Source organism: Ralstonia sp. 22111 (assembly GCF_052045895.1).
Classification (GTDB): domain Bacteria; phylum Pseudomonadota; class Gammaproteobacteria; order Burkholderiales; family Burkholderiaceae; genus Ralstonia; species Ralstonia wenshanensis.
Genome location: NZ_JBQEPR010000006.1, coordinates 206,182 through 231,796, shown reverse-complemented (window position 1 = coordinate 231,796; position 25,615 = coordinate 206,182). Strand labels below are relative to the sequence as shown.

Here is a 25,615-nt window from a genome sequence, read left to right as displayed (position 1 = left end):
GAGGACCGCAACATGATCGCGCTTATCGTTTCGCTGGACGTCCATCCGGAACGCCTGGACGAGTTCCTCGCGGCGATCAAGGAGAACGCCGAGCGGACGTTCAACGACGAGCCGGGCTGCACGTATTTTGACGTGACGCAGGACACCAAGAACCCGCTGCACTTCATGTTCTACGAGCTGTACGAGGACCAGGCGGCTGTCGACGCCCATCGGGCCGCACCGCACTTCGCCAAGTGGCGCGAAGCTGCGGACCGATGCGTTGTGAAGGGCAGCCAGGTCAACACGCTTTGCACTCAGCTCTTTCACCACGCGTGACCACTCATTGCTCTCCGTGCTGCAGGTGCGCAGCTCGCGAGCATTTCATCACCCCAAGACTTGGCAGGACGCAGAGCCATGACGACATCCATCACTACCTTTAATCCGACAACCGGCACACCGCTGCAAACCTACGAATCCTGGTCCGCCGACCAGATCGAGCAAGCTGTCGACGATGGCTACGCCGCAGCCAAGGCATGGGGAAAGCAACCGCTGTCCGTGCGCGTTGAAGTCGTCCGTCGATTGGCACACGAGCTTCGCCGTCAAAGCGCCGCGTTTGCGGATCTGATCACGACCGAAATGGGGAAGGTCAAGGCCGAAGCAGCCGGCGAGCTCGAGAAGTCCGCCGTCACGGCAACGTACTACGCAGACAACGCAGCTCGAATTCTGGCCGACGAGAAGGCCAGCATCGACGGGGTCGATGCATGGGTGAGCTATGAGCCGATTGGCTTGGTGCTGGCGGTCATGCCTTGGAATTTCCCTGTCTGGCAGGTCATGCGGTTTGCGATTCCCGCCATTACCGCGGGCAATGGCGTGCTGCTGAAGCACTCGCCCAATGTGACGGGCTGCGCGTTGGCGCTGGAGCAATTGTTCGTTGATGCTGGCCTGCCCAAGGGCGTGGTGACGACCATGGTGGTGGCAGAGCCGGATGTGCCGAGAGTCATCGATCAACTGATCCAGGACGATCGCATCGCTGCAGTAACGTTGACGGGGTCGAACCGCGCAGGGGCCGCAGTGGGCGCCGCTGCTGGACACGCGTCAAAGAAGTCGGTGCTTGAGCTCGGTGGTTCGGATGCCTTCATCGTTCTCGATGATGCGGATGTGCCGGCTGCGGCGGCGGCTGCAGTGAAGGCGCGCTTCCACAATGCGGGGCAGAGCTGCGTCTGTGCCAAGCGGTTCATCGTCTCCGAAGCCATCGCGAAGGAGTTCACCGAGCGCTTCGTTAATGGCGCACGCGCACTCGTCGTTGGTGATCCGAGCGAAGCTGGCACACAGATGGGGCCGCTCGCACGTGGCGACCTTCGGGACGCGCTGGATCGCCAAGTCAGGCGTTCGCTCGAGGCCGGTGCTGTGCTTCTGGCAGGTGGTCAGGCTGTCGATGGCCCTGGGAACTTCTACGAGCCGACTGTTCTTGGCAATACCGGTCCCGGTATGGCGGTGTTTGATGAGGAGACGTTCGGCCCGCTTGCTGCCATCGCGATCGCGAAGGACGACGCAGATGCTATCCGGCTGGCAAATGCGACGCCTTTTGGGCTCTCGGTGAGCGTGTGGTCGTCATCAACAGAACGAGCCCTTACCGTTGCGAAAGGCGTGACGAGCGGCGCCGCCTTCATCAATGCCATCACGGCGTCGGATGCACGTGTTCCCTTCGGCGGCACAAAGAAGTCAGGCTATGGGCGGGAACTGGCAGCGGCAGGTATTCGCGAGTTCACGAATACCAGGACCTACTGGTCGGCTTCTGCTGCCTAGAACTCGCTGAAGTCTTTTCGACCCGGCAGTGGCATCCAATTGACCACCCCGGGTCGAAATCTGCTTAGCGCAGGTAGTGCAGTCGCTGATCTCCCGCTGCCGTCTACGGCGTGTGCCCAAGCTTGTCATTGGGGCTACGGAGCGTCTCCGCTTTTGCCCCCATTTTTTCCTTTCTCCACAAACCATATCGCCCGACTATGTCTGCCGGGCTTAGCGCTGTTCCGACGTCGAATCTCGCTCACTAGCTTCGGCAACTAGGAGCGCGGTCATGTTGACGATGCGACGCACCGTTGCGGATTCCGTCAGCACGTGAACAGGTTTGGCTGCCCCCAACAGGATCGGACCAATAGCAACATTGTTGCCAGCAGCGGCTTTCAGCAGGTTGTAGGAGATGTTGGCGGCATCGAGGTTCGGCAACAGAAGCACATTGGCGTCGCCTTCGAAAGCAAAGTCCAGGTATCCCTCCCGCAGGCTGCTATCTATCGCGACATCGCCATGCATCTCTCCGTCGACCAGCAGGCTCGGTACCTCGCGTCGAAGAATCTCCAATGTCCGCCTCATCTTCTGGGCCGATACCGCGTTGCTGTCGCCAAAGTTTGAGTGTGATACCAGCGCGACTCTTGGCTCGATCCCGAATCGACGCACCTGTTCCGCTGCGAGAACGGCAATCTCTGCCAACTCTTCCGCAGTCGGATCAGTGTTGACATGGGTGTCGGCCAAGAAGATCTGTCGGCCGGGCAAGACCAACCCGGTCAGTGCAGCAAACACGCTGGCGCCAGGACGTTTTCCGATGACCTGATCGACATAGTGGAGGTGTCGGTGCGTCGTGCTGATCGTTCCGCAGATCAACCCATCTGCCTCGCCCTTTGCAACGAGCATCGCACCGATCAGCGTCGTACGCCGGCGCAGTTCCAGCTTTGCCATTTGCTCGCTGACGCCGCGTCGCGCCATCAACCGGTAGTACGTCTGCCAGAAATCGCGATAGCGCACGTCGTGGTCGGTGTTCACAACGGTGAAGTCGACATTCGTGCGGATGCGCAAGCCCAGTTTCTCAATGCGCTTCGCTATCACCTCGGGGCGCCCGATCAGGATCGGTCGCGCTAGCTGTTCATCAACTACGATTTGTACCGCGCGCAGAACACGTTCGTGCTCGCCTTCCGCGAATACCACGCGCTTGCCCTCTGGCGCTGCAGTTTTCGCTGTCTGGAAGACCGGCTTCATCAGGTTTCCGCTATGGAATACGAACTGCTGAAGGTGCTGGCGGTACCCCTCCATGTCTTCGATGGGCCGCGTCGCGACACCGGAATCCATCGCAGCCTGCGCCACTGCCGGCGCAATCTTGACGATCAATCGTGGATCGAACGGTTTCGGAATCAGGTACTCAGGCCCGAAGCTCAGGTCTTTCGAGCCGTATGCCGAAGCCACGATGTCGCTCTGCTCTTGGCGGGCCAGTTCTGCGATTGCATTGGTGGCTGCGATCTCCATTTCCCTCGTGATGGTCGTTGCCCCAACGTCTAGCGCACCACGGAAGATGAACGGAAAGCAGAGCACATTGTTAACCTGATTCGGATAGTCCGCTCTCCCGGTGGCCAGTACGGCATCGGGCCGGGCTGCTAATGCCACATCAGGCGCAATCTCCGGCGTTGGGTTCGCCAGGGCAAAGATCAGCGGCCGTGGGGCCATGCTCTTGACCATCTCCTCTTTCAGCACGCCGCCCGCAGACAGCCCCAGGAAAATGTCCGCGCCCACAATTACCTCTGCCAGGTTGCGCAGTGACGTATCGCGTGCAAACCTAGCCTTGTGTGGGTCCATCAACTCGGTACGACCTTGGTAGACGACGCCAGCAAGATCGGTCACGTAGATGTTTTGGAGCGGCATGCCGAGATCGACCAGTAGGTCAAGGCAAGCCAACGCTGCCGCACCCGCACCGGACGCGACTAGCTTTACTTCCGAAATGTGCTTTCCCACCACCCGCAGACCGTTGGTGATGGCAGCCGCGACGACGATGGCGGTGCCATGTTGGTCATCGTGAAACACGGGAATCTTCATGCGCGAGCGGCAACCTTGCTCGACCGCGAAACATTCCGGCGCTTTGATGTCTTCGAGATTGATCCCGCCGAACGTCGGCTCAAGTGCCGCGATAACTTCAACGAGCTTGTCGGGGTCGGTCTCGTTGATTTCGATGTCGAAAACGTCGATGCCCGCGAACTTCTTGAATAGTACGGCCTTGCCTTCCATGACCGGCTTTGCGGCCAGCGGTCCGATGGCACCGAGACCCAGCACAGCCGTGCCGTTCGTGACGACACCTACCAGGTTGCTGCGTGCCGTGTAGCGCGCGGCATTCAGAGGATCCGCAACGATCTCCTCGCACGGGAATGCGACACCGGGCGAGTAGGCAAGCGATAGATCTCGCTGATTCAACAACTGCTTGGTTGGGGAGATCGCGAACTTTCCCGGGGTCGGAAACTCGTGATAGTCGAGCGCTGCCTGACGCAGGCTGCGTGCTGCGGATTCGTTCTTCATGTTGATGGATGCGTGAGAAGGCTGCAGCGCCGCGTCATGACGGCGCCGCAAGCGAGATCCAAACCGGATTACTGATTGTGCGAGGACAGGGGAACGCTCGGAAGTGGGTCGATGTCCTGCTCCGGCGAATCGGCTTGCTCGCCATTCAGCACAGCCCTCGCGGTGCGCATGTCAATGGCACGTTCCCACCGAGCCACTGCGATAGTGGCGACACCGTTGCCAATCAGATTAGTGACGGCGCGGGCCTCGTTCAGGAACCGGTCGATACCAAGAAGCAAGACCAAGCCGGATACGGGGATCTTGTTCATTGAAGCGAGCGTCGCTGCTAGTGCAACAAAGCCAGCACCAGCAACACCGGCTGAACCCTTGGAGGTCAGCAACAGCACGCCGAGCACGATCAATTGATCCCAGATGGACAAATCGATGTTCATCGCTTGGGCCACAAAGATCGTGGCCATCGTCAGGTAGATCGCCGTGCCGTCGGCATTGAACGTGTAACCGGTCGGCAACACCATGCCGACCACGGGGCGGGAGCAGCCCAGCTTTTCCAGCTTCACCAGCATTTGCGGAAGCACTGCCTCGGTGGAGGCCGTGCCAAGCGTCACGAAAATCTCGTCCTTGATATAGCGAAGAAATTTCCACAACGACAAACCGCACATCCGCATGACGACGCCGAGGACGATCACCACGAACGCAATCGACGTCAGGTAGAGGCAGAGCATCAGTTCGCCATATGATGCGAGCGTCCCGATCCCATACTTGGCAACGGTGAATGCCATGCCGCCAAACGCGCCAATCGGCGCGACATGCATGACGATCCGTACAACGCCAAACATCGCGTGGAGGAACATGTCGAGCATGTCGACAAACGGCGCGGTGCGGGGACCCAGTCGTGCGAGCGCAATAGCGAGTAGTATCGAGAAGAAGATGATGGGCAACATCTCCCCATTAGCGAACGCGCCGACGATGGTGTTCGGCACGATGCTCATGAAGAAATCCATCACGTTGTGATGCTGGGCTGCCGACGTATAGGCCTTGATTGCCCCGCTGTCCAGGTGCGCGGGGTCGATGTTCATGCCATGCCCCGGCTTGAACACATTCACCACGAGCAGCCCAATGCCGAGCGCGAGGGTGGAGGCGATCTCGAAGTAGATGACGGCCTTGACACCAACACGGCCTGCCTCGTGGATGTCGTGCATCCTCGCAATGCCGACAACGACTGAGGCAAAGATGATCGGAGCCAGTAGCATCCGGATCAGCTTGATAAAGAGATCGCCAAGCGGTTTGAGCTGGGTGCCGATGTCCGGTGCGAAATGGCCGAGCAGAATACCGGCGATGATGCCGATGAGGACTTGAACGTACAGCTTCGAGCAGTACGTCTTAATGGTTGAGGCACGCATGGTTGTCTCCTCCGCGTGGCGTTCTATGGGGCGGTCACCGACTAATGCGGGCGATTGCCGCTGGCGACTCACACAATGCGATTCGGGCCGTGACTGAAATGCGGGAAGGGGCACCGCTTGGCGTTAAGCGCGTGCCCCGAGTGGCCCAGTCAGCTCCCGGATCGCCGTCCGGGTTTCAATTGACGTCGGCCTTTCTTCGTCAGGAAGCCAGTTGCTGCATGACGCTGTAAAGGTCGGACTTGCCTTCGAAGCCGATGCCAGGCAACTCAGGCATCGTCAGGTAGCCCTTTTCAACCTTCACGTTGTCCGGGAAGCCTCCGAACGGCTGGAACAGGTCCGGATAGCTTTCGTTGCCGCCCAGGCCCAGGCCGGCCGCAATGTTCAGCGACATCTGGTGGCCGCCATGGGGGATACAGCGGCTTGCTGACCAGCCGTGCTGCTTGAGCATGTCCAGCGTGCGCAGATACTCAACCAGGCCATAGCTGAGAGCGCAGTCGAATTGCAGATAGTCGCGGTCGGGGCGCATGCCGCCGTAGCGGATCAGGTTGCGCGCGTCCTGCATGGAGAACAGGTCTTCCCCCGTGGCCATCGGCTTGTCGTAGTAGTTGCGCAGCGTCGCCTGCAGTTCGAAGTCCAGCGGGTCGCCCGGCTCTTCGTACCAGAACAGGTCGTACTGGGAGAGCGCTTTCGCATACTGGATCGCAGTGTCCAGATCAAAGCGACCGTTAGCGTCGACGGCGAGCTTCTGGCCGTCCTGCAGCACGCTCAGAATCGAATCGATACGGCGCAGATCTTCGTCGAGCGATGCGCCGCCGATCTTCTTCTTGACCACGGTATAACCGCGATCAATGTAGCTGCGCATCTCGTCCTTGAGCTTGTTGTGATCCTGGCCCGGATAGTAGTAGCCGCCGGCGGCATACACGAACACCTTCGGGTTCGCCTTGCCATCGCCGTAGCGGTCTGCCAGCAGTTGGAACAGCGGCTTGCCTTCGATCTTGGCGACGGCGTCCCAAATTGCCATGTCGATCGTGCCGATGGCGACCGAGCGCTCACCGTGACCACCGGGCTTCTCGTTCTTGAACATGGTGTCCCACACTTTGTGGGGATCGAGGTTCTTACCGGTGGCATCAACCAGAGAATCCGGATCCGCTTCGAGAATGCGCGGGATGAAACGCTCACGCATCAGGGTGCCCTGACCATAGCGACCGTTGGAGTTGAAGCCGTAGCCAATCACTGGCTTGCCGTCTCGAATGACATCGGTGACGACGGCGACGAGACTCAGCGTCATCTTGCTGAAGTCGATGTAGGCGTTGCGAATGGGCGAGCTGATGGGGAAGGTCTTTTCCCGGATTTCTACGATTCTCACAATGTGTCTCCTGACTGACGGAACCCTGCCGCGTGGGATGCGGGAAGTCGTAGAGTAGGCGTGGAACGATGTACTAGAATTGAACGAGGTTCATTTCATTATTTCCCCAAAGTGAAGACTGAGATTGCGTCCGAACTGGAGTTCTTCACCCTGATCGCGCGGCACGGAAGCTTGGCAGCTGCGGCGCGGGAGCTCGATCTGACGCCGCCCGCCGCCACAAAGCGGTTGTCGCAAATGGAAAGCCGCCTCGGGGTACGTCTGGTCAATCGCACCACGCGCAGCATTAGCCTCACGAACGAGGGCGAGACATACCTCGCGTATGCGCAGAGAATCCTCGCCGACCTGCGGGAGATGGAAAGTGTGGTGGCCAGCAGCGGTGCGGAGCCGCGCGGATTGCTGCGTGTCAATGCAACCCTCGGATTCGGGCGGACCACTATTGCGCCGCTGGTCTCCGAGTTCGCAAAACGCTATGCGCAGGTGGAGGTGCAGCTTGAGGTTACGGATAGGCCCGTCGATCTTGTGGACAGCGGTATCGATCTCGCGATCCGATTCGGAACGCTTCCCGACAAGCGGCTGAGCGCAAGGCGAATCATGTCTAACCGACGTTTCCTCTGTGCTTCTCCGGTCTACTTGGAACGATTCGGAACGCCCGAATCACTGTCTGATCTGCACCATCATCGGTGCATCATTCATCGGCAGAACGAGGATACTCATGCGCTCTGGCGTTTCGAGCACGAAGGCCATCATGAAAGCGTGAAAGTAGCGGGGGCGCTGTCCAGCAACGACGGAGACATAGTTCTGGGTTGGGCACTCGACGGGCACGGCATCCTAATTCGATCAGAGTGGGACTTGGCGAAGTACCTAGAGAGCGGCCGCCTGCGCGTCGTGCTTCCTCAGTTCAAGCTGCCGTCTGCAGACTTGTTCGTCTATTACCCTCAGCGCCGCAATCAGACTGCGCGGGCACGCGCGTTTATCGATTTCCTCGTTGAGAAGTTCCAGATCATGCAGGATGCGAAGGCGCAGGCGCCTGCCCGGAGACGCTCATGACCGGTCACCAGGCCGCGTAATCTCGCCAAGGGATTGCTCCCACGACCTAAATCGTGGGGCGGGCCCTATTTTGGGCCGTGGTCAGCATGCCCACGGCCATCCAGCGACAGGAACTTATTGCAGCAACTTAAGCAAGAGCGTGGCGCAGACCACCATGGCGGCGCCCCCGATACGCGTCGATATCTGGGCGAATGGCATCAGGCCCATGCGGTTCGAGGCGGAAAGGATTGCAACGTCGCCTGTGCCACCCAGTCCACTGTGGCACGCCGTCACAATGCCGGACTCGACTGGATACATCCCCAGCCACTTACCGACAAAAAAGCCTGAGGACACAAGCGCGAGCACGGTGGCCGCACAGACTGCAAAGTACCCTGGGGTGAAGGCCGCAACGAGCTCCTTCCACGACACGAACAGTGCGCCGAGCCCAACCAGGATCGCGAATGTCAGGCTCGTCGATACAAACTTGTACATCTGGTAGGCACCTAGCTCCATTTTTTCCGGCAGCACCTTCGACACCTTCAAGACTGCCGCACTGACGATCATCAGAATCGGCCCCGGTATGCCCGTGAACTTCGAGAGCAACGCGCCGAAGATGAAAAATGCGCAACTGATCAATAGTCCGGCACCCATGAGGCTCAGGCTGACAGGCTCGTCGGCGCGGTCGGTTTTCAGCAGATCGGCATCGGCTCCTGATTTGACAAGCTCCCCGTTGCCACTCAAACCTGACCGTTTCTCACCTAGCCATTTGAGAACACCGCTGGACAAAATGGCGACCACGTTACCCAGCAGAGCGGCGGGCACCAGCATGGCAACGAGTTCCGCCTGCGGACGGCCAAGAATCTCGGAGTAGCCAATCGATAGGGGCAAGATGCCTTCCCCGATACCTCCGCCAACGATCGGAATGACGATGAAGAAAAACGTGTGCTTCGGGTTGTAGCCAAACAGCAATCCGACCACTACGCCTGCGACGACGGCAGCGAACGTGCCCACGAGCAGGGGGACGAACATGCGCATGAAACCTTGCACGAGCACCCGATGACTCATGCCCAGAATACTTCCAGCCACCAAACAAGCGATGTACAGATATTGCAAGTTGGCGGTCTTCATTGCTGTGGTCAAGGCTTTGACCATTGCGGGGTCGATTACCTTATAACCCACTAGGGCAGATGGCACGAACAAGCAAAGGATAGCCGCACCGCCAATATGCCGGAACACCGGCAAGCGCGTACCGATCTCCCCGAGCAAGAACCCGAGCAACATCAACACCGCTAACCCGCCGATCATGTCGTTGGGCAACTTATTTTGAACTGCCGCCAGTTGCGTTATAACGGCGATGGCAGTGTATACGGGAAGGGGAAGTGGCCCGATCTTATAGGCCAGAAGTGTGCGCCAAAGACTCAGGCGTGCGCCTTCCGCACGGATGGATGCTTCCATGGTTGTCTCCTTGTCGCGCGCAAGGCGCCCCCTCGTCTTAAGCGAGGTGATACAGCGCCTGCGTCGCTTTGGCTTGTTGAAAAGCTACGCTGACGCGCCTCAGGCGCGGTTGGGCGGCGTTATGGTCCGATGGCATGCGCGCGTCGTCGCAGCCACGTCTCGCAGCCATGGGCGGGTCTTCCAGTGCGCCTGCTGGAAGGTCTCGATCTCATCCCAGCGCGCCAGCGTGGTGCCGATCACGTCCAACCCGTGCAAGAACATATGGCGATGCCGCTCGGACAGGTGAAATGGCACCTCGACGTGTTGGCTGCGGACGGTCATGGTTTCGATGTCGATCGCTATTCGGTGCGTTTCCGGGTTCGAAACATCGGCCAGGATGCGCTCCGCATCTGCGGCATCGACCATCACAAGCAGCAAGCGATTGTTCATCGCGTTGCTATAGAAGATCTCGCCGAAGCTGGGTGCGATTACGGCCCGGATGCCAAACTGCTGAAGGCCCCAGACAGCGTGCTCGCGACTGGATCCGCAACCGAAGTTGCTACCGCAAACCAGGATGGACGCGCCCTGATACGCTGGTTGGTTGAGCACGAAATCGCTGCGCAAGCGGTGATCGCTGTCGTATCGCAGGTCATAGAGCAGCCCCTTGTCGAGACCGGATTTGTCGATGCCGCGCAAGAACTGTTTCGGCATGATTTGATCGGTGTCGAGATTTGGGGTCGGCAACGGTGCGGCGATGCCCTCGAAGCGTGTCGTGTCAGACATGGGAAGCCTCTGGTTGGAGTTGGCGAACGTCTGTGATGCGGCCAGTGAGCGCTGCGGCAGCCGCCATGGCCGGGCTCATCAGATGCGTGATGCCGCCGCGCCCCTGGCGCCCTTCAAAGTTGCGGTTCGTCGTTGACGCACAGCGCTCGCCGGGTGCGAGGAAATCGTCGTTCATCGCCAGGCACATCGAGCAGCCCGGTTGCCGCCACTCGAATCCACTGGCCAACAGGATGGCTGCAATGCCTTCCTGCTCGGCTTGCCGGCGCACGGAACCGGAACCCGGTACCACCATGGCACACACGCCGGGTGCCACTTTCCGCCCCTTCGCAATGGCGGCGACCGCGCGCAGATCTTCGATCCGGGCGTTTGTGCAGGAACCGATGAACACGCGTTGCACGGGCGTGCCTGCAATAGCCGTTCCGGGCTGCAAACCGGTGTAACGCAGTGCCTGTGCAGATGCCAGCCGCTCCACAGCGGTCTCTGCTGCCTCGGGCTCTGGAATCGTAGCTGTGACAGGGATTGCTTGATCCGGGCTGGTGCCCCACGTAACGTACGGAGCAACGTCGCCAGCATCAAAGCAGTGCTCCGCATCGAAGCGTGCGTCAACATCACTGAAGAGTTGCGCCCAATCGGCGAGCGCAGGGCCGGTGTCCGGCTGGGCCAGATCTCGGGTGTGTTCGAGGACGTAATCCGTTGTTTTGCGATCGGGTGCAATCAAGGCCCCGCGCGCGCCGGCTTCCACTGCCATGTTGCACAGGGTCATGCGCGCCTCGACGGAAAGCGCGGCAATGGCGCTGCCGGTAAATTCCACGACGTAACCGCGGGCACCTTGCGCACCGATTCGACTGATGATGTGCAGGATGAGATCTTTTGCGGTGGCGCCGTAATGCAACTGGCCGTCCACGCGAATGCGCATGTCGCGTGCAATTCGGTAGACCAGTGTCTGGGTCGCCAGCACGTGTTCGACTTCCGACGTCCCAATGCCGAAGCCCAGCGCTCCGAACGCGCCGTAGGTCGTGGTGTGGCTGTCCCCACAAAGCACGACCATTCCCGGGCGAATCATCCCGAGCTCGGGCGCGATCACATGCTCGATTCCCTGCAATTCGTCGTTCGCGTCAAACAGGACGAGGCCGTGCTCGTCGCAGTTCTTTGCCAAGTTGGATGCCTGCAGCGCGGATGCAGGGTCGTGAATGAGCCGTACCTTCACGGGGTGCGTGGGAATGATGTGGTCCACCACAGCCATGTGCTGCCCCGGCACCGCGACCGGCCGACCCGCGCTCGACAACCCCGCGAACGCTTGTGGGCTTGTGTACTCGTTCATGATGTGCAGATCCGCATACAGCAGCACATTCTGCGCATCGAGCTGGGCGACGGTATGCGAGTTAACCAGCTTCTGATACAGCGTCTTTGCCATGCTTCCTCCAGTTCGGGTGGCCGACCATGCCGACCACAGAGGAGACGGAGTCTATCCATGCAAAGCGTTTTTATAATTAGCGCTAAACTTTATCTATTCTTCATTTCATCTGAATAATGGATCGCGTATCGGATCTGGAGTTTTTCACCCAGCTGGTGAAGCAAGGGTCGTTGGCCGCGCTGGCTCGCGAATTAGGCGTGACACCGCCCGCCATCACGGCGCGGCTGGCACAGCTCGAGAAGCGCTTGGGCGTGCGGTTACTGAACCGAACCACTCGCCGATTGAGCGTCACGCACGAAGGCGAAATCTATCTGGCGACCGGCGCGCGTTTGCTCGAAGAACTCCAGGAGCTCGAGCAGGCCGTGTCCAGCAGCCGCGGTACCCCAAAGGGGCTGTTGCGGGTGAATGCCACGTTCGGATTCGGGCGCCGGCACATCGCCCCTGCCATCGTCGAATTCGCGCGGCGTTACCCAGAGGTGGAAGTCCAACTTGAACTAACCGATCGCTCGGTCAATCTGGCGGATAAGGCCTTCGATATCGGCATCTGGTTTGGAACCGTGCCCGATTCGCGCATGGTGGCACGCAAGATTGTGAGCAACCGCCGGCTACTATGTGCGTCGCCCAGCTACGTTGCGCGTGCAGGCGTACTGCAGGTGCCGCGCGACCTTCAAGCCCACCAGTGCATCGTGCTGCGCGAGAGCGACGTCGCTTACGGCACTTGGTACCTTGCCCGCGGCAGCAAGCAGGAAACGATTAAAGTGCGCGGTCCCCTCAGCACGAACGATGGGGAAACCGGCGTGCTATGGGCGTTGGCCGGCTACGGCATTCTCATGCGATCGGAATGGGATCTCCACGAACACTTGCGCGCAGGACGCCTGACGCGCGTGCTTGCCGATTGGGCTCTGCCACCAGCCGACGTGTTTGCCGTCTATCCGGAGCGCGCCAACCTATCAGCCAAAGTCAGTGTGTTTATCGACTTTCTCACAGATTGGTTCGAGAAAGAGGCGGCGTGGACGGTGACCTCTTGACGGGGGGGGGGGCGGCGCCAGCGGAGACGAAAGTGAGCGAGGCAGATGCGTAGCTGGATAGGCAAGCCTAGGTGATTGTCCAGAGGTTCTGCGGCCATCCTTCGGCCACGAGGGCAGCGTTTGGGTAGCTCGCGTTCATGTAAGTTACTGAAACATAAGGGGATTTCTTTTCCTCCGTATGCTGCCCCTCCCTGGAGGAGTTCAGAGTTACGTGAACAAAGTTCAGAGTTGCGTGAATCTCGACAATAGGGATGGTCAGCGGATGCCTACGACAAAATCGTCTGTGTAGGTCCGGGCAATGAGAGAGGAAGGCGGCGACGTACAACGTCGCCGCTTATTCTCGCTGTGCTATTCCTCTCCGAGTTCGCCTAGTCGGTTGTCCGGATCAATACGATTGACCGGCCATCGTCGCCCGGCTACTAAGGCCTGCGATGTGCCTCAAGGTATTATTCGTTGTTTTTCTGCTCTGCTATTGCGATAACTATTCTTATCGCAATAGCTTCATGGTGGCGCTAAACTGCTTCCCATGCAAACGCGTCTGCTTCCCGTCGATCCCTCCGGCGGTACCCCGCCTGATTTCCCCGATGCCACCGAACTGGCGGCGCTACGAGCCTGGCATGCCGGCTTGTCCACCCGCGAAGCCATTCAGCGCTATCTGGGCGAGCGCCTTACGTCAGGACAGTCCTCGCGTGGAGAGCTCAGCCGCATCCGGCGCCGGCTCGCGGCTTTCGCACGCCGGCGTCAGCGCGAAGACCTAGCCGTGCTGTTTGAAATTCAGGCGCTTGAGCGGGCCAAACAGGGCAGGGCAGCCGACCAGGCGATCGAGTTGCTCCGCACGCTACAGCTGCCAGCACCGCTCATCAGCGATGACGTGAAACTGTGGTTGGATGCGCGTGCTGTCGCCGCGCTGCGGGCTGCCGGCATCGACACCCTGGCCGACCTGACCGTCCGCGTGCCGCGCCGGCGCCGCTGGTGGGCGGCCATTCCCGGGTTAGGGCAAGCCAGTGCGCGGCGTATCGAGGCGTTCTTTGCTGAACACCCGCGATTGACCGAGCGTGCCCGCTCGCTGATCGCCGAACAGGTCCGCGGCGTGGTGGTGCCATGGGAGCAGTTGCGCCTACCGTACGAGGTCGACGGCTCGCAGGGGCAATTTCGTGCGCCGCGCGAAACCTGCGTGCTCACCGCCGACAACGACTACGAAGCGGTCCAGGCCTGGCTCTCCCTGCACGAGTCGCCTGCGACCCAACGGTCATACCGCAAAGAGGCAGAACGGCTCATTTTGTGGGCAATCGTCGAACGCGGCCGGCCGCTGTCGTCCCTCACCACCGAGGATGCGATCGCTTACCGCAGCTTCCTGCGCCGGCCGACACCACGGGACCGTTGGGTCGGACCGGCACGCCCACGCACGTCTGTCGAATGGAGGCCATTCACGGACGGGTTATCTGCGCGCTCGATCGCCTACGCGTTGTCTGTGTTGGGGGCGATGTTCCGTTGGTTGATTCAGCAACGCTACGTGCTGGCCAATCCATTCGCGGGCGTCAAGGTACGAGGCGCTGGGCGGACCGCCGCTGTCGACGCGTCGCGGGCTTTTACCGACGGTGAATGGACGCTCGTGCGCACCATCGCAGACGGTTTGGAGTGGTCCTACGGCTGGGAGGCGCCGGCCGCGCAACGGCTGCGCTTCGTACTGGATTTCGGTTATTCGACCGGCCTGCGGGCCAGCGAACTCGTTTCTGCGAAGCTCGGCGACATCGAAACGGATCGACAGGGCGATCATTGGCTCAACCTGATAGGGAAGGGCAGTCGTGCTGGCAAGGTGGCACTGCCGCCGCTGGCGCGTGGAGCGCTTGATCGCTACCTGGTGGAGCGCGGGCTGCCCGTCACGCGGACGCGCTGGAATCCGAAGGCGCTGTTGGTTGGCGGGCTGGGGCTGGATCCTGGCGGCGGGATTACGGGGACGAGGCTGTGGAGTGTTATCAGGAGGTTTTTTGAGACAGCGGCCGACACCATTGCGAATGACCATGCGATGCTAGCGGAGAAGTTGCGCAAGGCGAGTCCACATTGGATGCGGCACACGCACGCCACCCACGCCCTTGCGCGCGGCTCGGAGCTGACAACCGTGCGCGATAACCTACGCCATGCGTCCATCTCGACGACATCGATCTATCTGCATGGTGACGACGTAAAGCGGGCGCGACAGATCGGTGCTGCATTTGCGGCCGATAGAAGTCAGTTGTCGGAAGCCGGAAATCGATGAGCGAGCCCAATAGGGATGTGCTCGTGTTGTCCTCAACGGTTGCCGACTCCATAAGGTCGAGCCACTGCGATTTGGCTCTGTAGGTCGTGTGTTTACGAGGTGGGGCGCTTACGACTCGGGGGGCGCTTTCGGACTCGGGGCTTGATATCCTGGGGCCAAAGATGCACTGCTGGCGCCATAAAGGGCGAGGGGGTCTGTAAGCCACAGTGCGTATTCAAGTCCGCGAAGGCTGTGATCGGGCGAACAGTCGACACTCCATCGTCTTAATATGTAGCCAGCGTTCGCTGCGCGAACTTTGACCCTCAATAGGCCGTCGGGCATGTCGTAATCCAACATTACGACCTCTGGCCTAGGGTGTTCTGGATGTGGCACTAACTCGAGTTCAATGAGGCGGCTCCATTGGACGTCATGTTCCGCCGTTTCTTCCCGAGCCACTGGACTGTCCTCCAGCAACGTCGGGTGCTCCATACGAGTGAATACGAAATCTCTGAACTGTTGGCTTTTGCGATCGAACGCACGGACGTGCCAGCGAATGCCAGTATCAACCAGTGCTAACGGCACCAGTTCACGATCCGACTTTCCATTGCCAATGGACGTGTAGCCCACACGTACCGCTTTGCTTCTGTGAATTGCGCGTGTAATGGGCGCCAAGACTGACATCTTGGGCAAGCTCAAGGCAGTCGGGAACTCGCATCGCACCATCGACTGCAGATGATCGCCAATACCCTCCCCGAAACCTTGAGAGAGTGCCGTGAGGACACGTTGTGGCTGATGCTCGAAGAGCGGAGTGAACTCGACCGTGGGCCGGTAGGCCTTCGTAGTCGGGTCAAGCTCCAAATTCTCAGGGGCTATTTCTCTGTACTGAGCGATGTCTCGGGTTGCCCCTGCAGGGCCCGTCTCAAACCGCTCGACAACATCGGCGCGCCTCAACTCCCCGAGGAAGTACAGCTTGAAATCGATGTGGGATAGGCGCTCTCGTTGAGCGCGAGGGAGTCGGTCAAGGTCGCGGCGGCGGCGTTCGGCTAGTTCTTGGTTCATCCGGATATGGTAGCAAATCTGGTCACAAGGGTGAATCCATCTGGATTAGTGACATAATCAAATTGATGATGTACTGTACTCGTATCGGTTTTGGAGGTGGGGTATGGCCAAGAACAGTCCGCCCGGTGACGGGCATAGAGTTGGTGCCGTTAAGCAGCGCAGCCAGACGGTTACGCCGTCTGGACACTATGTGAAGCGCGATACAGCCACTGGGCGCTTCGTCGATGTGAAGACCTCGGACAAGACGCCTTTCAAAGGCGTCCGCCGTGAGAAAAAGTAGAGGGCAACCGTGCTAGAGCGATGTGTCGATTTTTTCTTGGGCGAGCCACGCAGACTGGTGCAACTTGGGCTGGCTCTATTGCGGATCGGTTGCGTTCTCATAGGTGTCGGGCTGCTTGGCGCAGCGGCGACGACCGCGGTTTCCGTTGTTAAAGGGCTGGGCGGCGGAGTGAGACCGACAGTTGAACTTGCCGAAGTGATACCTAGTTTGCCCACTTGGTGGATACCAGAGTCTGCGCTTGGCTATGGTTTCGCGCTGTGCAGCGTTGCTGCCGGAATTTGGACGATTCATACCGGGCGCACATATCAGCGCCTTCTGCAGTACTGATCCACGCTCTTGTGACTGCTTCACATGGTGGCCATCACTGGCCGAGTATGCGATTTACCAAGCGCTTGCTATGACAACCAACATCCCGGCACCGAACGTCGTTACCGCGGCGGCATCGAACTACCTGGAGCGACTGGCTGCGGAACTTGACGTTCCGCCGTCGCGCTACGAAGAGGCTAAGCGTCGCTACAAGTCGGTCGGCGAATGGCTTGGTCGAGAAGAATCCACACTGAAAGATCTCGATCCGGATGTCTACGTGCAGGGGTCATTCCGGCTCGGCGTTCCTATTCGACCGGTGAATGACGATGAGCACTATGACGTCGACTTGGTGTGCGAACTGAGAGCGGCCGACAAGCACCGGTCCCAGCGCAAGCTGAAGGAACTCCTCGGGCATGAAATGAAGCTGTATGCCAAGGCACACGGCATGAAGGAGGTCGGCGAAAGTCGGCGTTGCTGGACGCTGGAATATGCCGAAGGCGCGCAGTTTCACCTGGACGCGCTTCCTGCTATTCCCGACGGTGAGGGGCAACGTCGTGTTCTGGCTGCACTGCGCCTTAACAGCGATTGGACGGACACGGCCATCGCGATCACTGACAACGAGCACCCCCAGTACAACGTGGTTTGTGAGGAATGGCCACATAGCAATCCCAGGGGGTACACCAAATGGTTTCGTAGCCGCATGCGGGTCGCTTTTGATGCTCGCCGGGGAGCAATGGCCCTGGAAGCGAAGGCATCTGTGGAAGATATTCCGTCCTATCGCGTCAAGACACCGCTGCAACAGGCTGTTCAGATTCTCAAACGTCACCGCGACGTGATGTTTGCCAACGATCCAGAGAACAAGCCGATCTCCGTCATCCTGACTACGCTTGCCGGGCAGGCGTATGCAAACGAGCCAACAGTTGGTCAGGCGCTGACGTCGATTCTGCAGCGGATGGATTCTTTCATTGGGAAGGATGCGCAAGGCTTCCCGGTCATCCTCAACCCAACGGACCCTGCGGAGAATTTCGCCGACCGCTGGCGGACGCATCCAAAGCGGCGGGAGAACTTTTACGCATGGCTGCAGAAGGCCCGAGCAGACTTTGCCGAACTGGCTTTGCAATTGAACAACCAAGGGCTGGTCGGAGTGGCGCAACGCTTTGCCGGTCAACGGACCGCGGTGTTGGCGGGTAACGCTAGTTCGTCGACTAAGAGCCCGCTGTCTGCGTTGCGGAACTGGAGCACCCTCATCAAGGCTACCCACAAGCAGGAGGCGCCTTGGCCAGTGGTTCGGCAGGGGCAGGTTGTCATCGCCAAGGCTACATGGCGCTCCAATGGGTTCTCCCGACCAACGCGCTTCTATAGTGACTCGGAGCCGCTAAGGAAGGGCGCGAGTTTGAGTTTCGAGGCAAGCACCAATGTACCCGCCCCGTTCGACGTGTACTGGCAGGTCGTTAACTCTGGTGCAGAAGCTGCTCGTGCGAATCAACTCCGTGGTGGATTCGACCGCGGTGCGGTTGAGCGTGGCTCAGCAACGCGTCAAGAGTCGGCAGTCTATACAGGCTCACACACCATCGAATGCCTCATTGTAAAACAGGGGCACCTTGTCGCACGAAGCGGCGCCTTCGTTGTGAACATCGGCTAAGCAGTACACGAATTCAATGACGGCAACAGTTGACATGCAAAGTACCACTCCCCTGAGCGATGAAGGGGTGGCGCAGCTCTTGAGCGATCAGGCTAAGGCGGGCGTGGAGGTCTTGGTTGTGGCAAATGGCTTCACTGCGCGAGTTGCCGCAAGGATGTCAGGCGATACCTGGACTGAGATTGGTCGAGGTGACTTTGGGCTCAAGAGTGGTGCTACAGCAAAGCACATCGCAGCTGCGGGCAGACTTAGTTGGTGGGAGGTGGAATCTTCACCGTCTACCCATGATCTTTCCACGGTAGTTGGGACGCGGGCCACATCGAGCTCCATCGACAAGTGGCTAACGAATGCGGAGGCCTTGACGGGTACCGCTGGACGTGGTGAACCGCCGAACAAGAAGGATCAGCAGTACTTAGGCTACCTTGCGGGCTGGCGCTGTCAGTTCGCTGGGTGCGGTAAGGACCTCCAGCGCGAGAGCCTGAGCGGTACAGCTGGCAACTTCTCCTACTTTGCTCACATCATTGCGTCCTCGCCGAAGGGACCCCGCGGCGACCAACTGCTTTCTGGTCAATTGGCGGATGCGGTAGATAACCTCATGCTTATGTGCGACGAGTGCCATCGCCGCATTGATCGTGTTGACCCTGACCGCTTTACGATCGACGTCCTTCGCAAAATGCGTCAGGACAGCATCAACGAGGTTAGACGGCTGCTCGATACGTTAAGGTACGAAGAGGTATTGCCCATTGTGGTGATGGGGAACATTACCGCCCAGTCTCCAAGGTTTGTTCAGCGCGATGCCGAGGAGGCGATGTGGACTCGCAAGCTTCGGATGACTTCGAGCGGGCCAGAACAGTACTTCCACAACGGTGGCCATCTCCACAATCCCCACGCGCCCCACTATTGGGGCGCTCTCTTTGAGGCATTGAGCACCGATATTCCGCTTCTACGTAAGCGCTTGAATGGCACCTTGCGAGCCGATGGCACGCTCATGCCACTTGCCGTGTTTCCCCTGCATGGCGCATCGATTTTGGTGTTGGCAGGGCGGGTAATTGGCGAGGGCAGCCGTATCACCGTATTCCAATTCAGTCGCGACCGGCCCGCTGACCTTCCCGGCGGAAAGTGGGCGTTCAACGAAGGGACCTTACCGCCGCCGGCAGGCAAGTATTGTGTGACGGAACTCGCAGCTCATGCTGATGGTGAGGAGGCATGCTTAGTTGTGTCACTGACCTACAAGGTGGAGCCAAGCAGATTACCGGCAACGTTGCATAGCGATGGTGCTTTCAAGGTTGGCGCATTAGAGGTAACGGTGTCAGACCCGGCAGATCTTCGGCACGATGTTATTTCCCACCCTGCTGACTTGGACGGCGTTTCCATTGTCCTTGAGCAGGCCATTCGAAGTCTGCAAGACGAGTGGCGGGTTAAGAGGGTTCACCTCTTCGTTGGCGCTCCGGCCAGTGTGTGCTTCAAGATTGGACAAAAACTGCAGGCGAGGCATCACGCGGCCTTTACTTGTTATGAGTCCCTCCCTGGTAGTGGCACCCCATTCATGCCAACCATTGAAATTTTCAACACCAAGGTTGAAGAACTGCAATCCAAACAATCTATTTCGTTGATCTAATGAGTGTCAGTTATCAGGTAACTCATGGTAGGGCCAGTCGGCTTCGTCCTCCGCGATCTTTTCTTTTGGCTTGAGAGAGTGGGTTCCGCTGGTGAGGTCACGCTCACCAATGCAACCCGGTAGAGCGACATTGGAAATGCTGGATACAGCCGAGCCTCGACGATGAGCCGCAGGCGAAACCCGAACATTCGGCACGCGGTTCTTAGCGTATGTTTTCCTCGCACATCGGTAAGTAGTAATTCCCAGTGATGACAAGCCGACTGACATCGCGCTTGGAGCTGCGTGTATTTTGGCAAACGTAGACAGTTGATGGAGGGACACATGAGCGTGATCGAACGCGGCCAACTGGCTGGAGAATTCACGGGCTTCAGCGACCAAGGGACAGTGTTCGAATTCTTTGGAGGCGGTCGATGGCGCCAGGCGCGCTATTTCTACCACTATCACTACGCCTTCATGCCGCGGGCGCGAGTGGAGCGTGAGGGTGGACGCCACATGTTGTATGTCGACGGGGTAGGGCAAGCGATTGAAGTCGTCCGCGAGTATTGAAAGTCAGCGGTGATGAACCCACTCCAGGCTGCACTCTTTTCCCCAATGCCATTGGCAGCAAGTCACTATTCTGACCAAACGTCCCGCGCAGTTCGGCGTTTGAAGGGACGACACCGTCTATCTCAAAAAAAGAAGGAATGCTGGTCAGCCGTTAGCCAGGACGAAGCAAATTCGAGGACTTGTTCGCCATCGCCCAGTTTTGGGGCGGAAATGCATAGGTTTGCTTCGCAAGAGTGAACAAGTTTGCTTGCGTCGGACATGGAGGGCGTTGGATCGAGACCGGCGGATGCTGGCCGATCCATCATTTAACATAATGCAAATTATGAGAAATAAAGATGGCGCGCACTGGACCGATTCTGACAATAGCCGACCGACCCAGCGACGCGCATCTCGCTCCGTCACTCCACTATTGCGGGCACCGCCTCCACGCGCTTCGGCACGCCCGTCACGATGGTCGCGACGGCAATCGCCAGCACCACGGCGGCGCCAATGAACACACCGGCCGCGCCGTTCGCGTCGAACACCACGCCGCCGGCTGCTGCACCGGTAGCAATCGCGAGCTGCACGGCGGCGACGATCAGGCCGCCCGCGCTTTCGGCTTCATCAGACACGGTGCGCGTGACCCATGTCGACCACGCTACCGGCACGCCGCCAAACGCCATGCCCCACAGGGCGATCAGCACGGCGTCGATGACCGGCGCGCGGCCCAGCGCCACGAGTGCGATGCCGAGCACCACCATCAGCGCCGGCATTGCAATCAGCATTGGGCGCAGCCGGTGTTCCAGCACGCGGCCTGCGAGCGATGTGCCTACAAAGTTGGCAATGCCATAGCCCAGCAGGATTGCCGATAGCCCGTTCACGCCAACGCCCGCCACCTGCTCCAGGAACGGCCGCAGGTACGTAAAGAACGCGAAGTGCCCGGTGAACACGAGGATCGTGGCGAACATCCCGATGCCGACGGATGGGCGACGCAGCACGTCGACGAGCGTGCGCAGGCGCGTCGTGCCGCTTGGCGCCATCGAGGGCAGCGTCGCCACCTGCGAGACGAACGCAACCACGCCAAGCCCGGCCGCGGCCAGGAACACGTTGCGCCAGCCGATCAGATGGCCGAAGTAGCTGCCCAGGGGCGCGGCGGCAATCGTGGCGACGGCCACGCCGCTGAAGATGATCGACAGCGCCCGCGGCACCAGCGCTGCAGGCACGAGGCGCATTGCGGTAGCGGTGGCCATGGTCCAGAAGCCGCCCAGCGCAATGCCAAGCACCACGCGACCGATCAGGATCGTCGTCAGGTTGGTCGCAAACGCTACTGCAAGGTTGGATGCCACGAGCAGCACCGAAAACGCCAGCAGCACGCGCCGACGGTCAATGGAGCGCGTGACGGCGGCGGTCAGCAAGCTGGTGACGAGCGCAACCGTTGCGGTGGCCGTGACGGCCTGCCCTGCTACGCCTTCGGTCACGCCCAGGCTTTCCGCCATGGGCGTCAGCAGGCTTGCGGGCAGGAATTCGGCCGTGACGAGCCCGAACACGCCCAGCGCCATCGCAAAGACAGCGCCCCAGGCGGGTTCACGCGGGGCCGCGATTGAAGCGGCCGTGGAGATTCCGGGATTCATGCGTCGTTCCGTGGAAAGGATCAGGGAAAGTACTAATAAGACCGCATGGTAGGGCCCGTTAATCGGACGGTCTATGACATACAATCCGGTCTTGTTGATCAATCGTCCGGACTTTCGACATGCTTACTCCCCTGCCCGACGTGCACGACCTTGTCAGCGAGCTGCTGCTGGGCATGCGGCTGAGCGGTGTCCAGTACCGCCGTATCCACGTGGCGCGGCCCTTCGGGCTGAACTTTGGTGAGGCGCCAGGGCGTGCGCAGTTCCACTTCGTGGGGCGCGGGCCCGTGTTGCTGCGCGACGCGTCGGGCGCAACCATGCAACTTGAGGCTGGTGATGCGGTGTTGCTGCCCCAGGGCACCCCACACGCGTTGCTGTCCGATCCAGATGCGCCTTGCCGCGAGATCGCCGGTTTTGAAGCCGCGAAGATCTGCGAGACGGTGGCGTCGGTGGGTGCCGGTACGGAAGCGGCCCCGGGCGATGCGCTCATTTTCAGCGCGTGCATGGAGCTGGATCTTGGCGGCATGCAGCCCTTGGTGGGCACGATGCCGGAGTTCATGCACGTCGGCACCCTGCTCGCGCGCTACCCGGAAATCCGCCCGATGCTCGACGCGATGGAGCGCGAATCGTGCTCCGAGCGCGCAGGCTTTGCCGGCATCCTCGCGCGGCTGGCGGACGTGGTGGCGGCCTTCATTGTGCGCGGCTGGGTGGAATGCGGTTGCGGCGACGCGACGGGCTGGGTGCAGGCGCTACGCGAGCCGAAACTCGGTCGTGCGATCGTCGCGCTGCATCGTGACCCGGGTCGCAACTGGAGCGTCGCGGAGCTGGCGGCGCAAGCAGGCGTCTCGCGCTCGGTGTTTGCCGAGCGATTTCTTGCAGCGACCGGAATGACGCCCGTGCGCTATCTGACCGAGCTGCGAATGCGTCTCGCCGCGCAATGGATCACGCGCGACCGCGAGGCAATCGAAGCCGTCGCGTACCGGCTCGGCTACGGGTCTCTCGCTGCGTTTAGCCGTGCATTCAAGCGCGTCGTTGGGCGACCGCCGGGGGCGATGCGCACGGAAGGCGCCGAACTTGGGGCGTGATGGTCAGCGCTGGCGATAGTGCTGCGCCGCGTGCCGGATCTCTTTGCTGAATTCCGCACACACATGCGTCATCAGGTCCGCCGACCGATAGACCATGTAGACATTGAAATCCGGCAGCTCATCTTCCATCGGCAAGGTTTCGAGCGAGCCCGGCACCATGCGCAGCGGCCCGCCGGTGCCGCTGAAGACAAACTCCGACCACATGCTGACGACATCCGTCTTTGTGGCCAATTGCAGCCCCAGCAGATTCGACGCGCTTTGCACGATCCGGCGCGGGATGTCGAGACGATGCAACCGCATCAGACTCACCATCGGGCTGCCCGGATCCTCCAGCGGGTCGAGCACCAGCCAGTCGGCATCCAGCAGCGGGCGTAGCCGGCGCACGCGGCGCAACGGATGGCCCGGGCGCACCGCCAGGCGCATCGGCACTGAAAACAGCGGCTCCCACTGAAAACTGCCCGTGCCGGGGCCGCTGTTGCTGGAGATCAAACCGATATCGAGGCGCCCCTCCCGCAGCCCTTCCAGGATCTGCTGCGGACGCTGTTCGAAGCCGCGCAGCGCGACGTTGGGAAAGCGCTTGCGCAATGCCGCCATCGCGTCTGGCAGCGGCCCGCTCGACGCCACGGCGGTAAAGCCGATGTTGAGTTCCGCCTCCGCATGGCCACGAATGGCTTCGATGTCTTCCAGCGCGTGACGCAGTTCCTGCTCGACCACACTCGCGCGCTTGACCAGCGCCATGCCATATGAGGTCAGGCTCACGCCGCGCACCGAACGCGACAGCAGCGTGACGCCAAGCTCCCTTTCCAGTTCCGCAATCGCCTTCGACAGCGCCGGCTGCGAGATGTGCAGCCCGCGAGACGCTTCGTGGATGCTGCCGTGCTGTGCCACGGCCAGCAGGATGCGCAATTGGTGCAGCTTCACGTCGCTCTCCCCATCGTTGGGCGCACTGCCCGGCATTCGGTACGTCACCCGACATCGCCCCAATGATTCGCGGGCTTTCCCCGATAGCGGATGCAGGCCGGTTATGACGGCGATTCTATTTGGTTATCGGGATGAATATTTACGATTTTTTCCGGACGGCGGCTTGGCGGAATACTGCAAGCGCCCAAGGGTTCGCAGAAGCCCTCTCGCCAATACCCCGGATGGAGATCCACATGAATGACGCCACCCTGCAGCCGCCCTTGACCGCCTCGGTCGCTGCTGCGCCCAAGCCTGTCGGCCAGGCACGCCTGATCGCCGCATGCTCGATCGGCAATGCGCTGGAGATGTACGACTTCACGGTCTACAGCTTCTTCGCACTGATGATCGGCAAGCTGTTCTTTCCGTCCGATAGCGCGTATGGCTCGCTACTGCTGGCAGTGGCGACGTTCGGCATCGGCTTTGTGATGCGCCCGCTGGGCGGCTTCGTGATCGGCAACTATGCAGACCGCCACGGACGCAAGGCCGCGATGACGCTGACGATCGGGCTGATGGTCGTCGGCACGCTGTGCCTGGCGGTTGCGCCGACTTACGCCACCGCAGGGCTGTTCGGCCCGCTGGTCATTCTGGCCGGCCGGTTGCTGCAGGGCTTTTCGCTGGGTGGAGAAATCGGTGCGTCGACCGCGATGCTGATGGAGTCAGGCGGCGTCCGTGGGCGCGGGTTTCGCGTGAGCTGGCAACTCGGCAGCCAGGGCATTGCGGCGCTGTGCGGCGCGCTCACTGCGGCCATTCTGTACGGCAGCCTGTCGCCGGAAGCGCTGCAGAGCTGGGGCTGGCGCGTACCGTTCTTCCTCGGCTTGCTGATCGCGCCGGTGGGCCTGTATATCCGCTCGCACCTGGATGAAACGCACACCGCCGAAGCGCATGCCCCGAGCCCGCTCGGCACCCTGTTCCGCGACCACGGCGGGCTGGTCATCAAGGGCGTGCTCACGATCATCGGCGGGACGGTCGGCACGTACCTGGTGATCTATTTCATGCCGACCTACATGATCCGCGAGCTGCATCTGCCGCCTTCGCTGTCGCTGCTGGCCGGCTGCGTGACGGGGCTGACTAGCTTTGGCGCGTCGCTCCTTTCCGGTTGGCTGGCGGATCGCCTGCCGCGCCGCAAGCCGCTGGTGGTGGGCGCAACGCTGGTCACCGTGGTGGCGCTCTATCCGGCCTTCTGGCTGATGACGCATTACCCGAGCGTGCCGCTGGTGCTGGCGCTGTCTGCGCTGCTGACCGGCACGTTGTACCTGGGCACCACGCCCATGCTGCTCATGATGATGGAGCTGCTGCCCATCAAGGTGCGCGCCAGCGGCCTGTCGGTCATCTACGCGATCGGCGTGACGGTGTTTGGCGGTTCGTGCCAGTTTGTCGTGACGTGGCTGCTGGCCCGCACCGGCAATCCGCTCTCCCCTGCCTTTTACATGATGGTGTGCAGCGCCATCACGCTGCTGACCGTGCTGAGCCTGCGCGAAGCGCGCGAAACCCACTGAACCCGATTCCTACCGCCCACCCCG

At 60.5% G+C, this 25,615-nt stretch carries 19 protein-coding genes; 10 read left to right on the top strand and 9 right to left on the bottom strand.

Translation table 11 applies throughout. The features are described 5' to 3' along the window. Positions 1-12: 12 nt before the first annotated feature. Positions 13-315 carry a putative quinol monooxygenase gene (locus tag ACTJK4_RS16995; protein ID WP_440818463.1) on the top strand — a complete coding sequence of 101 codons (303 nt, stop codon included), beginning with the start codon at positions 13-15 and terminating at the stop codon, positions 313-315. A gap of 78 nt (positions 316-393) precedes the next feature. Beyond that, positions 394-1,785: an aldehyde dehydrogenase family protein gene (locus ACTJK4_RS16990; protein ID WP_440818462.1), complete on the top strand. Its 1,392-nt coding sequence runs from the start codon at positions 394-396 to the stop codon at positions 1,783-1,785. A gap of 210 nt (positions 1,786-1,995) precedes the next feature. Here the strand turns inward: ACTJK4_RS16990 and ACTJK4_RS16985 are convergent, their stop codons facing one another. The 3 genes from ACTJK4_RS16985 to ACTJK4_RS16975 form a co-directional block, all read right to left on the bottom strand. Further along, positions 1,996-4,308: an NADP-dependent malic enzyme gene (locus ACTJK4_RS16985; RefSeq protein ID WP_440818461.1), complete on the bottom strand. Its 2,313-nt coding sequence runs from the start codon at positions 4,306-4,308 to the stop codon at positions 1,996-1,998. Positions 4,309-4,376: 68 nt separating this feature from the next. Continuing rightward, complete coding sequence (gene dctA / locus ACTJK4_RS16980; protein ID WP_253578818.1) at positions 4,377-5,708, bottom strand: C4-dicarboxylate transporter DctA; 1,332 nt, start codon at positions 5,706-5,708, stop codon at positions 4,377-4,379. A gap of 199 nt (positions 5,709-5,907) precedes the next feature. After that, entirely contained in the window at positions 5,908-7,074 is a 1,167-nt protein-coding gene (locus ACTJK4_RS16975; protein ID WP_253578823.1) for a mandelate racemase/muconate lactonizing enzyme family protein, read from the bottom strand. Between the two features lie 111 nt (positions 7,075-7,185). On the opposite strand from ACTJK4_RS16975, the gene ACTJK4_RS16970 reads away from it, so the two are divergent. Next, entirely contained in the window at positions 7,186-8,121 is a 936-nt protein-coding gene (locus ACTJK4_RS16970; protein WP_253578829.1) for a LysR family transcriptional regulator, read from the top strand. Positions 8,122-8,235: 114 nt separating this feature from the next. Here ACTJK4_RS16970 and ACTJK4_RS16965 read toward each other — a convergent pair whose 3' ends face one another. From ACTJK4_RS16965 to leuC, 3 genes are all read right to left on the bottom strand, one after another. Beyond that, on the bottom strand, positions 8,236-9,555 hold the full coding sequence (locus tag ACTJK4_RS16965) for a 2-hydroxycarboxylate transporter family protein (RefSeq protein WP_440818460.1): 1,320 nt from the start codon (positions 9,553-9,555) through the stop codon (positions 8,236-8,238). A 99-nt stretch (positions 9,556-9,654) separates the two neighbouring features. Beyond that, entirely contained in the window at positions 9,655-10,317 is a 663-nt protein-coding gene (leuD, locus tag ACTJK4_RS16960) for a 3-isopropylmalate dehydratase small subunit (protein ID WP_440818459.1), read from the bottom strand. Continuing rightward, the gene (leuC, locus tag ACTJK4_RS16955) at positions 10,310-11,731 is read right to left on the bottom strand and encodes a 3-isopropylmalate dehydratase large subunit (protein WP_440818458.1); all 1,422 of its coding nucleotides are present in this window, start codon (positions 11,729-11,731) and stop codon (positions 10,310-10,312) included. The genes leuD and leuC overlap by 8 nt, the downstream gene beginning before the upstream one ends. 116 nt (positions 11,732-11,847) lie before the next feature. On the opposite strand from leuC, the gene ACTJK4_RS16950 reads away from it, so the two are divergent. Both ACTJK4_RS16950 and ACTJK4_RS16945 read left to right on the top strand, forming a co-directional pair. Next, complete coding sequence (locus ACTJK4_RS16950) at positions 11,848-12,759, top strand: LysR family transcriptional regulator (RefSeq protein ID WP_440818457.1); 912 nt, start codon at positions 11,848-11,850, stop codon at positions 12,757-12,759. A 526-nt stretch (positions 12,760-13,285) separates the two neighbouring features. Further along, on the top strand, positions 13,286-15,016 hold the full coding sequence (locus ACTJK4_RS16945; RefSeq protein ID WP_440818456.1) for a phage integrase family protein: 1,731 nt from the start codon (positions 13,286-13,288) through the stop codon (positions 15,014-15,016). A gap of 108 nt (positions 15,017-15,124) precedes the next feature. On the opposite strand, the gene ACTJK4_RS16940 is transcribed toward ACTJK4_RS16945, so the two are convergent. After that, entirely contained in the window at positions 15,125-16,054 is a 930-nt protein-coding gene (locus ACTJK4_RS16940) for a WYL domain-containing protein (protein ID WP_440818455.1), read from the bottom strand. A 677-nt stretch (positions 16,055-16,731) separates the two neighbouring features. Here ACTJK4_RS16940 and ACTJK4_RS16935 point away from each other — a divergent pair. The 3 genes from ACTJK4_RS16935 to ACTJK4_RS16925 all read left to right on the top strand — a co-directional run bounded on the left by ACTJK4_RS16935 (position 16,732) and on the right by ACTJK4_RS16925 (position 20,443). Then, positions 16,732-18,282: a nucleotidyltransferase gene (locus ACTJK4_RS16935; RefSeq protein WP_440818454.1), complete on the top strand. Its 1,551-nt coding sequence runs from the start codon at positions 16,732-16,734 to the stop codon at positions 18,280-18,282. A gap of 34 nt (positions 18,283-18,316) precedes the next feature. After that, the gene (locus ACTJK4_RS16930; RefSeq protein ID WP_440818453.1) at positions 18,317-19,897 is read left to right on the top strand and encodes an SAVED domain-containing protein; all 1,581 of its coding nucleotides are present in this window, start codon (positions 18,317-18,319) and stop codon (positions 19,895-19,897) included. A gap of 321 nt (positions 19,898-20,218) precedes the next feature. Further along, the gene (locus tag ACTJK4_RS16925; protein ID WP_440818452.1) at positions 20,219-20,443 is read left to right on the top strand and encodes a hypothetical protein; all 225 of its coding nucleotides are present in this window, start codon (positions 20,219-20,221) and stop codon (positions 20,441-20,443) included. A 398-nt stretch (positions 20,444-20,841) separates the two neighbouring features. On the opposite strand, the gene ACTJK4_RS16920 is transcribed toward ACTJK4_RS16925, so the two are convergent. Continuing rightward, positions 20,842-22,053 carry an MFS transporter gene (locus ACTJK4_RS16920; protein ID WP_440818451.1) on the bottom strand — a complete coding sequence of 404 codons (1,212 nt, stop codon included), beginning with the start codon at positions 22,051-22,053 and terminating at the stop codon, positions 20,842-20,844. Between the two features lie 119 nt (positions 22,054-22,172). On the opposite strand from ACTJK4_RS16920, the gene ACTJK4_RS16915 reads away from it, so the two are divergent. After that, entirely contained in the window at positions 22,173-23,135 is a 963-nt protein-coding gene (locus tag ACTJK4_RS16915; protein ID WP_440818450.1) for an AraC family transcriptional regulator, read from the top strand. A 3-nt stretch (positions 23,136-23,138) separates the two neighbouring features. Here the strand turns inward: ACTJK4_RS16915 and ACTJK4_RS16910 are convergent, their stop codons facing one another. Continuing rightward, the gene (locus tag ACTJK4_RS16910; protein WP_440476464.1) at positions 23,139-24,056 is read right to left on the bottom strand and encodes a LysR family transcriptional regulator; all 918 of its coding nucleotides are present in this window, start codon (positions 24,054-24,056) and stop codon (positions 23,139-23,141) included. A 233-nt stretch (positions 24,057-24,289) separates the two neighbouring features. Between ACTJK4_RS16910 and ACTJK4_RS16905 the strand changes: the two genes are divergently transcribed. Continuing rightward, the gene (locus ACTJK4_RS16905; protein ID WP_440818449.1) at positions 24,290-25,591 is read left to right on the top strand and encodes an MFS transporter; all 1,302 of its coding nucleotides are present in this window, start codon (positions 24,290-24,292) and stop codon (positions 25,589-25,591) included. Positions 25,592-25,615 lie beyond the last annotated feature (24 nt).